The sequence below is a fragment of the Microbispora amethystogenes genome, from assembly GCF_016863015.1.
Lineage (GTDB): Bacteria > Actinomycetota > Actinomycetes > Streptosporangiales > Streptosporangiaceae > Microbispora > Microbispora amethystogenes.
Genome location: NZ_BOOB01000017.1, coordinates 246,905 through 256,270 on the forward strand (window position 1 = coordinate 246,905; position 9,366 = coordinate 256,270).

9 protein-coding genes are annotated in these 9,366 nt (G+C 72.6%); 3 read left to right on the plus strand and 6 right to left on the minus strand.

Annotated features, from left to right (window positions below):
- Positions 1-72: 72 nt before the first annotated feature.
- Together Mam01_RS13450 and Mam01_RS13455 are read right to left on the minus strand one after the other, a co-directional pair.
- The gene (locus Mam01_RS13450; RefSeq protein WP_204285664.1) at positions 73-882 is read right to left on the minus strand and encodes a TlyA family RNA methyltransferase; all 810 of its coding nucleotides are present in this window, start codon (positions 880-882) and stop codon (positions 73-75) included.
- Positions 879-1,139, minus strand: coding sequence for a hypothetical protein (locus tag Mam01_RS13455; RefSeq protein ID WP_204285665.1), 261 nt, complete (start codon positions 1,137-1,139; stop codon positions 879-881). The genes Mam01_RS13450 and Mam01_RS13455 overlap by 4 nt, the downstream gene beginning before the upstream one ends.
- 266 nt (positions 1,140-1,405) lie before the next feature.
- On the opposite strand from Mam01_RS13455, the gene Mam01_RS13460 reads away from it, so the two are divergent.
- Positions 1,406-1,753 carry an SCP2 sterol-binding domain-containing protein gene (locus Mam01_RS13460; RefSeq protein ID WP_204285666.1) on the plus strand — a complete coding sequence of 116 codons (348 nt, stop codon included), beginning with the start codon at positions 1,406-1,408 and terminating at the stop codon, positions 1,751-1,753.
- 96 nt (positions 1,754-1,849) lie between these two features.
- On the opposite strand, the gene Mam01_RS13465 is transcribed toward Mam01_RS13460, so the two are convergent.
- Entirely contained in the window at positions 1,850-2,884 is a 1,035-nt protein-coding gene (locus tag Mam01_RS13465; protein WP_204285667.1) for an HAD-IIA family hydrolase, read from the minus strand.
- A gap of 2 nt (positions 2,885-2,886) precedes the next feature.
- On the minus strand, positions 2,887-3,225 hold the full coding sequence (locus tag Mam01_RS13470) for a tetratricopeptide repeat protein (protein WP_225311584.1): 339 nt from the start codon (positions 3,223-3,225) through the stop codon (positions 2,887-2,889).
- 174 nt (positions 3,226-3,399) lie between these two features.
- Here Mam01_RS13470 and Mam01_RS13475 point away from each other — a divergent pair, with 174 nt between their 5' ends.
- On the plus strand, positions 3,400-4,626 hold the full coding sequence (locus tag Mam01_RS13475; RefSeq protein ID WP_204285668.1) for a DUF1015 family protein: 1,227 nt from the start codon (positions 3,400-3,402) through the stop codon (positions 4,624-4,626).
- Here Mam01_RS13475 and Mam01_RS13480 read toward each other — a convergent pair.
- Positions 4,601-5,059 (minus strand): single-stranded DNA-binding protein, encoded by a 459-nt coding sequence (locus tag Mam01_RS13480; RefSeq protein WP_204285669.1) that lies wholly within the window; start codon positions 5,057-5,059, stop codon positions 4,601-4,603. The two genes, Mam01_RS13475 and Mam01_RS13480, sit on opposite strands and share 26 nt — an antisense overlap.
- Positions 5,060-5,160: 101 nt before the next feature.
- Here Mam01_RS13480 and Mam01_RS13485 point away from each other — a divergent pair, with 101 nt between their 5' ends.
- Entirely contained in the window at positions 5,161-6,087 is a 927-nt protein-coding gene (locus tag Mam01_RS13485; protein WP_239101275.1) for an MBL fold metallo-hydrolase, read from the plus strand.
- Positions 6,088-6,157: 70 nt separating this feature from the next.
- Here Mam01_RS13485 and Mam01_RS36590 read toward each other — a convergent pair whose 3' ends face one another.
- Positions 6,158-9,001, minus strand: coding sequence for a hypothetical protein (locus Mam01_RS36590; protein WP_239101276.1), 2,844 nt, complete (start codon positions 8,999-9,001; stop codon positions 6,158-6,160).
- Positions 9,002-9,366 lie beyond the last annotated feature (365 nt).

A 9,366-nucleotide genomic window follows, 5' to 3' on the forward strand; every position in this document is an offset into this window, starting at 1 on the left:
CCGTGCTCGTCGTCTCCACGCCTCGCCGCCCGCGCCCACTCTCGGGCCCGCGCCCGCTCTCGCCGCCCGCGCTCACTGGGGCCCCTCCGCGACCGCCGCGCCGATGGCGGCGTCCAGGTCGGGGACCGGGTCGTGTCCCGGTCCCTTCCCCAGCCACAACAGGTATTCCACGTTGCCCGACGGCCCGGGCAGCGGGCTCGCCGTCACTCCCTTGACCGTCAGGCCCAGCGAACGGGCGCTGACCGCGACGTCCCGGACCGCCTCCGCCCGCAGTGCGGGGTCGCGTACGACGCCGCCCGCGCCCACGCGGTCCTTACCCACCTCGAACTGGGGTTTGACCAGCATCGCGAAGTCCGCCACCCCGGCCGCGCACGCCGCCAGCGCGGGCAGGACCAGACGAAGGGAGATGAAGGACAGGTCTCCGACGACCAGCGTCGGGGGCTCCCCGACCATCTCCGGGGTCAGATCCCGGACGTTGACCCGCTCCATCACCGTCACCCTCGGGTCGGTCCGGAGCGACCAGGCGAGCTGGCCGTACCCCACGTCGACCGCGAGCACGTGCGCGGCGCCGTGCCTGAGCAGCACGTCGGTGAACCCACCGGTCGAGGCTCCGGCGTCGAGGCACCGGCGCCCCTCGGCGCTCAGGCCCGCGAAGGCGCTCAGCGCGCCGAGCAGCTTGTGCGCCCCCCTGGACACGTAGTCAGGGCCCTCCGGCGTCTCGGCCACGACGATGGGCGCGGCGGTGTCCACCTGGGTGGCCGCCTTGCCCGCGACACGGCCGCCGACGCTCACCCGGCCCGCATCGATGAGCTGCGCCGCCTGCTCACGGGACCGGGCGAGCCCGCGGCGCACGAGTTCGCTGTCCAGCCGGACGCGCTTCACGCGGCCCCCGCCGGCCGCCCAAAGGAGTCCTCAGCGCCGGAGCCCTCTCCGCTGGGTCCTTCTGTGCCGGATCCCTCTCCGCCGGAGTCCTCGACGGACGCGAGCACCGTCTCAAGGCCGGTGAGAACCCGTTCGAAGACTCCCACGTGCCCGGACACCGGCGTCTGCGCCAGCTCTCCGAGCGGCGACAACGCGGCCCGCACGCCGTCGGCGCCCGAGGCGGGCGGCTCCCACGGCGCGATATCGCTGTCCGTCATGGTCCCTTCCTGCTCCGATCAGCTGCCCCAGACCGCCGCCTGCGGCTGCCGGGTCGTCCCGACGCTATCGGACGCCACCGACGATCGCGTCCCATCCGGCCGTTCCACGGGGACCTCGCGGTGCCGCCGACCGGCGACTCGGCCTCGATTCCGCGCGGGCAGCCGGTGAAGGGCCTACTGTCGGTGGTAGGGGGAATCGCACCAGCGACCCGTGGTCCGCGCGCGGCCCACCGGGGAACACGGACCGTGAGGAGAAAGGCAGGCGCATGGCGACCGTCGAGGAATGCCGGGCGGCGCTGGACAAGCTCGTCGAGCACTTCGACGGCATAAGCCAGGAGGACCGCGCCAAACACGTCGTCGAACGCAGGCTCGCCTGCCACATCTCCGACCTCGGCGTGACCTTCTTCGGCCGCCTCCACCGGGGCGGCCTCGACCCCTTCAAAGAGGTGCCGCCGGAGGACGGCAGGCCCGCCGAGGTCAAGCTCACGCTGAAGAGCGAGGACCTGATCTCCATGGTGAACGGCGAACTCGACATGGCCCGTGCGCTGTTCGGCGGCCGCGTCAAGATCGATGCCAGCCTCGGCGACCTTCTCCGCCTCCGCAAGCTCCTCTAAGACTTCGCCGGCACTCCCTTTCCCGCGTTCCTTGGACTGGCGGCATCCGGAACGCGGCCTGGCCGGCTCAGCCTTCTCGTACGGGAGCGTGCGGGGTCACCGGCCGAGTGCCGTCAGCGCCGCCTTCACCGCGTCCTCGTCCGCCTGCCCGTCGCCCACCGCCTCCCAGGTGGCGGCGCACGCCGCCCGGAGACCGTCGACGGAGTCGCCCTCTCCGGTGAGCGCGAGTTCGCCGTCCTCCCACGCGGCCGTCCAGCCGCCGCAGGTCCACCCGGCCGTTCCGCGCCGTACGCCGGCCGCGGGCCGGTGCAGCCCCGACAGGTCGGCCGCGATGTGCGTCGGCCGGTGGTGGGGCGCGGCGGTGAGCACGTCGAGCGGACCGGCGACGCCGGTGAGCACGAGCAGGCTGTCGACGCCGGCCCGGTTCGCGCCCTCGATGTCGGTGTCGAGCCGGTCGCCCACGACAAGCGGCCGCTGTGCCCGGGTCCGGATCATCGACTCGCGGTGCAGCGGCGGCTCCGGCTTGCCCGCCACGGCGGGTTCGACGCCGGTCGCGGTGGCGATCACCCGGCTCAGCGAGCCGTTGCCGGGAAGCGTGCCCCTGTCCGTGGGCATGGTGGTGTCGCGGTTGGCCGCGACGAACCAGGCTCCCTGGCTGACGGCGAGCGCTCCCTCCGACAGCAACCCGTAGGACAGGTTGTCGGCGAAGCCCTGCACCACGGCGGCGGGCTCGTCGAGGGCCGTCGTCACCGGGCGCAGCCCGTGCTCACGCAGCGCCATCCGCAGGCCCATCCCGCCGACGACCAGGACGGCCGCGCCCGCCGGCACGTGCTCGGCCACCAGCCGGGCGGCCGCCTGCGCGGACGTCACCACGTCCGACGCGGTCGCGGGAGCACCCAGATGGCTCAGGTGCTGGGCGATCGCGCCGGGCGTGCGCGACGCGTTGTTCGTCACGTACGCGAGCCGTACGCCGAGGTCCCGCGCCTTGCGCAACGCCTCCGGCGCACCGGGGACCGCGTGCCTGCCGAGGTAGACGACGCCGTCGAGATCGAGCAGGAGCGTGTCGTAGGCGTCCACGAGCACGCCGGGCGCCTGCGGCGCGGGGGAAGAGGCCGGGGAGGAGGTGCTCATCGTCACGCCCGCCTCGCCCGCAGCGTGGCCCGGACCTGCTTGAGCGCCGAGACATAGTGCCGCAGAGGCCGCATGGCGACCGCCATCGCGAGCGGCTCCTGCGCCGCCTCGATGTCGCCGCTGCGCCACAGCGCCATGCCGAGACCGAAGTAGGCGTAGTCCTCCGTCGGGTTGGCGTCGACGATCCAGCGGAAGCTGCCGGCCGCCTCGTCGTACCGGCGGGAGTTGAACTGGGCCCTGGCGAGCGCCTCGCGGATGCTGCGCGAGCCGGGCTCGGCCTGGGCGGCATGCTCCAGAATGGCCGCCGCGGCGGCCGGGCTCCCCTCTTCGAGCAGCTTCATGCCACGCCTGAACCACTCGTAGACGCCGCCTGAAGGCGCACCTCCCGGATCATTCGAAGAAGCATAGGACTCGTTTCGTCCTTCGATCATCGGGTAAGCCTTCCTGCACTCCGTTTCGTATGAACCGGGCACCGCAGCGTCGAGGAGTCCGGGCCTTATGGCAACATGCCCGGTATGGAGAGTTCTGAACGGGCGGGACTGGTGCTGCGTCCGTTCCACGGCGTCCGTTACGCGGTGGACGACCTGGCCGCTGTCACCTCGCCTCCGTACGATCTCATCTCCCCTGAGGAACTGCGGGAACTGCTCGGTCGTCATCCGAACAACGTGGTGCGGCTGATCCTTCCCGGAGTCAGCCACTACGGCGAGGCGAGCGCGGCGCTGACCGCCTGGCTGGCCGACGGAGTGCTGACGGTCGACACCCTGCCCGGCCTGTACGTGTACGAGCAGAGCGGCGTCGGTTTCCTGCAGCGGGGCCTGATCGGTGCGGTGGGCGTCGGGTCGACCGCCGTCCTCCCGCACGAGAACGTGCTGCCCGAGCCGGTGGCCGACCGCCTCGCGCTGATGCGGGCGACCCAGGCCAACCTGGAGCCGATCTTCCTTCTTTACGAGGGCGGCGGCACCGCCTCCCGGCTGGTCGACGACGTGGCGACCCAGCGCTTCCCGTCGATGGACGTCCGGACGCGTGAGGGCGTGCACCACCGTCTGTGGGCGGTCACCGACCCGAACGAGATCGAGGCCGTCGCCGAGGACCTGCGCGAGCGCCAGGCGCTCATCGCCGACGGGCACCACCGTTACGCGACGTACGAGGCCCTGCGGAAGGATCACCTCGGACCCGGGCCCTGGGACTACGGCCTGGCCTACCTGGTCGACTCCACGGTGTATCCGCCCGATCTGCAGGCCATCCACCGGGTCGTTCCGGGGCTGCCTCTGCAGGAGGCGGCCGCGCGGGCCAAGGGCGCGTGGCAGGTCCACGAGTTCGCCTCCGTCGAGGACGCCCTCGCGGGGCTCGCCAGGGCGACCGGGCCCGCCTTCGTGCTCGCCGGCGAGGGCCCCGCCCATCTGCTGACGGACCCGGACCCGCTGCAGGTCGAGCACGCCATGCCGGCCGAGCAGTCCGCGCGGTGGCGGACGCTCGACACCTCGGTGCTCACGATGTTCCTCCTGCCGAAGGTGTGGGGGATCAATGACAGCGAGCAGTCGGTGATGGTCGTGCACCACGACCCGCTCGCCGCCGTGGAGAAGGCCCGCCGTGTCGGCGGCACGGCGGTGCTGCTCAAGCCGCTGGTCACCGACGACGTGCTCACGGTCGCGGCGCAGGGCGAACGCGTGCCACGCAAGTCGACCTCGTTCGGCCCCAAGCCCCGGACGGGGCTGGTCATGCGGACTTTCGCCGCTGACTGACCTCCTCACCGTCCACCGGCTCGGGGCCGGACGCTCCGGCATCGGCGGCGGCAGGTTCGATGCCCGTGCCGGGATCCCGAGCCTCGGCCTCCGCGCGGGCCCTGCCCATACGGGATCTGCTTCGCGGGGGCGCCTGCTGGAGGCGGCGTGCCGTCCGGACCTCGATCTCGTAGCGGCTGCCGCCACGCCACCAGCGGCGGCGCAGGGCGCCCTCCACCTCGACCAGATCATCGAGTTGCCAGCCCGTGACGGAGTCCCGCACTTCGTCGTCGAACGTCGCGCATTCGATCGCGTCGGAGCGCTGGAAGCCCGGCATGCCACCCGGCCTGCGGACCGCGAGCCGCCACTGGGTCAGCAGGGCCCCGCTCGGCAGTTCCCGGTGCGCCGGCTCCATGGACAGCCGACCGGCCAGCACGACCTCGTTGCGGTGCATGTGATCTCCTCTCTGTCAGGGATCACTGTGCGTGAATAGGCTGGGCCCATGAGGACCTGAACGTCATTCTGTGAATATCGGTTCTAGTTCCAGGGGTAGCTGTGGACAACGTCACTCCGCTCGGCGGCGACGTGTACGAGATCGACACCCGGATGGCCGGATATTCGGGCATCACGGCGGGTTACCTGATCCTCGGCGACCGGCCCTGCCTGGTCGAGACGGGCACCTCGACCTCGGCTCCGGTGGTCAGGGACGCGCTGTCCTCTCTCGGCGTCGGGCCGGACGACCTCGCGACCGTCGTCGTGACGCACATCCACCTCGACCACGCCGGTGGCGTGGGGGACATCGCGGCCTACTATCCCTCGGCCGAGATCGTCGTACACGAGAAGGGCGCCCGCCATCTCGCCGACCCTTCCCGGCTGATGGCGAGCGCCAAGATGGTGTGGGGCGACAAGCTCGACGTGTTGTTCGGCGCCCTGACGCCCACGGACGCGGCGCGCATCAGGGCGCTCGGCGACACAGGGACGGTCGACCTCGGCGGTGGCCGCGCGCTGTCCAGCCACTACTCTCCCGGCCACGCCAAACACCACGTCGGCCTGCTCGACTCGCTCACCGGCGACCTCTACGTGGGCGACGCCGCGGGCGTGTACCTGCCCGAGACCGGAGACCTGCGGCCCGCCACGCCGCCGCCGGATTTCGACCTTGATGTCGCCCTCGACTCGATCGCGTTGTTCTCCGCCCTCACGCCGCAGCGACTGCTGTTCAGCCACTACGGCCCTGTGGGGGACGTCCCGTCGATTCTGGAGAGGTCGGCCGAGGAACTGCGCGTCTGGGTCGACCTGACCAGGCGCGCCCACGCCGAGGGCATGGAGTTCGACCACGCCGTGGCGATGGTGCGCGATCGGACGCGGGAGCGGTACGCCGCGCTCCGCGGCGACGACGCCACCGCCGAGCGGTTCGAGCTGCTGAGCGAGGCGGCCTCGAACGTGGCGGGAATCATCCACTGGCTGGACCGCCCCGCGCGGTGAGCGGCCGAGCGCGCGACGGGCGCCGCCGTCCGGGGCAGGACCCCGGCGACGACGCCCGTCGTACGGACGGTCAGTGCTTGCCGTGCTCCCCGGCGTCCTCCGGGTCGTCGAGCACATCCCCGAAATCGGGCTCGATGAAGGCGGGGCCGAAGGCGGACACCTCGCCTCTGCTCTCCTTCGCCGCGGACGGCTCGCCCGGCTCCGCGCCGCCCTTCGCCTGCCCGGCGGCCGGTACGGACGCCTCGCTCGCGGTCGTCGCCTTCTCCGTGGTCGTTCCGGTCACCGGAGGGGCTGTCGGGGCTGTCGCGGAGGGAGCGCCGTCGCCGGGGAGATCGGCGTCAGGCCGGTCGTCACCCGCGAGATCGCTCTCCGCGGGGCCGTCCGCCGCGCGATCCCGCTCCGCGATGTCGCCCTTCGCCGAGTCGCTCGTCTCCGAGTCCGTCTCCGAGTCGTCCGCGGCGAGATCGTCGTCATCGTCGTCCGGAACGTCCTCGTCGGCGAGGTTCTCCGGAAGACTCGCCTCGTCGTCCTCGTCCTTGACCGCCTCCTGGATCTCCTCGTCCTCGGGGAGACCGCCGTCCTCGCCGGAGTCGGAGTCCTCGGACTCGTCGGACTCGTCGTAGTCCTCCTCCAGGTCCTCGATGAGCCCGCCGGTCAGCTCCGCGTACCGCTCGGCCGCGTCGGTCTCGCCGTCCTCGTCGAAGCCCATCGCACGGGCGAACCAGTCGGTGGCCGCCTGCTCGTGCCCGGCCTCCGCCAGGGCGTCGGCGTAGGCGAAGGCCAGCCGGGCCGACCACGGCTTCGGCTGCGGGTCGCGCAACTCGGGAACACGCTGCAGTGTGATCACGGCGGCGTCGTGCTGGCCGAGGTCGCGGCGCGCTCCCGACTCCACGATCGCGAGCTCGATCCTGCCCGCGCGGTCCAGCCGTTCGGCCTCGCTGGAGCGGACGAGGTCCAGCGCCCGCTCCGGTCGCCCGAGACCCCGCTCGCAGTCGGCCATGATCGGCAGATATTCGTCGGATCCGGTCATCCGCCGGGCGGCGCGCAGGTCACCGAGCGCCTCGGCGTACTGCCCCGCGTGGTAGGCGGCGATCCCCGTCGCCTCGCGGACCACTCCGATCCTGCCCGCGAACCGGCGCGCCACCTTGGCGTGCTCGTACGCCTTCTCGGCGTCCTCCTCGCTCAGCGCGCGGGCGGCCGCGACGAGGTGACTGGCCACGAGGTCCGCCAGGTCGTTCGGCAGTGAGCCGAGCTCCGCGCGTGCCTCCCGGTCGAGTTCGTCAGGCGTGATGTCGGGGTCCAGCGCGGGCAGCTGCTCACGCGCCGTGTTCTCCCTCTCGTCGTCCGGCCGGCCGTACCGGGTGCGGCTGCCGCCCCGGTCGTCGCGGTCGTCCCGGTTGAACGGCCGCGCCCCGCCCCGGTCGTCCCGGCTGAACGGCCGCGCGCCACCCCGGTCGCCGCCGGACGGCCGCGACTCGTCGCGGTCCCTGCTGAAGGGGCGGGGACCGCTCCGGTCGCCTCGGAACGGAGGCCGCGCCCGATCGTCAGAGGAGCCGGAGCCCGGCCCGCGTCCGCGGAACGTCCGCCCGCCCTCCTCACGGTCACGGCCGGGGCGCCTGTCGTCGCGGTCTCTGAAGGACCCCGTGTTCCTGTCGTCCGGCGAGCGGCGCGGCCGGCCCCCGAAGGAGTCGCGGTCGCGGTATCGGGGCTCGTCGCCGCCATCCGGCCGATTCCCGTACGGACGCCTCGGCCTGTCCTGGCCGCCGGCGTCGCCCCGGTCCCGGTCGCCGAAAGAGCGCTGGGGCCGGTCCTCGCCGTACGGACGTCGCGGGCGATCCTCCCCGTAGGGACGCCGAGGCCGGTCCGGCCGCTGGTAGCCGCCCGCGCCTCTGTCCTCGCGCCCGCCCGGACGGCTGTCCTGACCGCTGTCCCGGCGGCCCTCCTGGCGACCGTGGTCGCGGTCCTGGTCGGAACGGCGCGGCGGCCGGGAGTCGTATCCGCCTCGCTCGTCGCGATCGCGGCGAGGCCCGAACGGGCGATCGCCACGGTTGTCCCGGTTCTCGGAGGAGTCACGGTCGCGGAAGCCGTAGCGTCCCCCGAAGCCACCGCCCTGACGCTGCGGACGGTCCTGATAGCCGCCGCCTTCGCGCCGGGGACGATCCTGGTAACCGCCACCCTCGCGCCGGGGACGGTCCTGGTAACCGCCGCCGCCTTCGCGCCGGTCAGGACGGCGGTCTCCGTACGGCCTGCTGCCGCGGTCGTCCGAGCGGGACGGCCGGCCGCCCCTCTCGTCACGCTCCCGGGCGCCGTATCCGCCTCGGGCGTCGTCACGATCGCCGTACGAGCGCTTCGGCCGGTCCGCGCGGAAGGAGTCGCGGTCCTGGTAGGTACGGCCGCCCTGGCGCCCCTCGGAGCCCTCGGTCCGGCGAGCGCCCTCTCCGCCCTGCTCTGCCCTGTCGCGCCCGAAGCCACGGCCGCCATCGCGATCGCGGTAGCCGCCGCGGTCCGTGCCACGGTCTCCGGCGCCGGTGCCAGACGGGCGACGATCGCGGTCGCTCCTGTCTTCGCGGTCGCGGTAGCCGCCGCGCCTGTCGCGGTCACCGTAGGGACCACCGGGCCTGTCATCCCGGCCACGCGACTCGAACCGCCCACCGGACGACGCCTGGGGGCGGTACCCCTGCCTGTCTGAACGGAACGGGTGCTCGCCGCGCTCTCCGCGGTCGGTTCGGTCGGTGCGACCCCCACGGTCGTCGCGGTCGCTGCGGAAGCCTTCTCTCCGCTCGGCGTAGCGGCCGCCGAAGCCTCCGCTTCCCCTGTCGCCGCGGAAACCTCCGGTGCGCTCCGCCCGGTCTCTGTTCTCTTCGCGGTTGTCTCCGCCACGGCCCGCGCCGTCGCGCCCGTCTTCTCTGTTCACTTCTGTCCTCTGTTGCTTGCTCACCGCGTCCGGTTCGCCGGCCGCAGGGCTCCTGTCTTCCCTTGTGTCCTGACTCACTGCTGGGGCTTCATCCTGTACCCGAGGAGTTCCAGGGAAGACGTCATGTCTGTCGCGACTCCGCTGAGACCGCGTCTGCCGCAGCCTTGGCCTTCGGTTCTCGTTCTACGCGACGAAGGCCACCGCGTGGTGGGTGGCCCGGCACCTGTCAGCCTAGCGCGCCAGTGCCACCGCGTGAGCCCCGACGAGGGCTTTCCTCATCCGGGGAGATCTCGACTGGTGATGATCCGAGTTCGGGACACAAAAAAAGGGGGGCCATCCCAACCGGGATGACCCCCCTCCAAAAA

Bases quoted from the DNA above. Each gene is read 5' to 3' on its own strand.
- Mam01_RS13465 (WP_204285667.1), bottom strand. From the start codon at position 2,884: ATGAGCACCTCCTCCCCGGCCTCTTCCCCCGCGCCGCAGGCGCCCGGC.
- Mam01_RS13470 (WP_225311584.1), bottom strand. From the start codon at position 3,225: ATGAAGCTGCTCGAAGAGGGGAGCCCGGCCGCCGCGGCGGCCATTCTG.
- Mam01_RS13455 (WP_204285665.1), bottom strand. From the start codon at position 1,139: ATGACGGACAGCGATATCGCGCCGTGGGAGCCGCCCGCCTCGGGCGCC.
- Mam01_RS13475 (WP_204285668.1), top strand. From the start codon at position 3,400: ATGGAGAGTTCTGAACGGGCGGGACTGGTGCTGCGTCCGTTCCACGGC.
- Mam01_RS13480 (WP_204285669.1), bottom strand. From the start codon at position 5,059: ATGCACCGCAACGAGGTCGTGCTGGCCGGTCGGCTGTCCATGGAGCCG.
- Mam01_RS13460 (WP_204285666.1), top strand. From the start codon at position 1,406: ATGGCGACCGTCGAGGAATGCCGGGCGGCGCTGGACAAGCTCGTCGAG.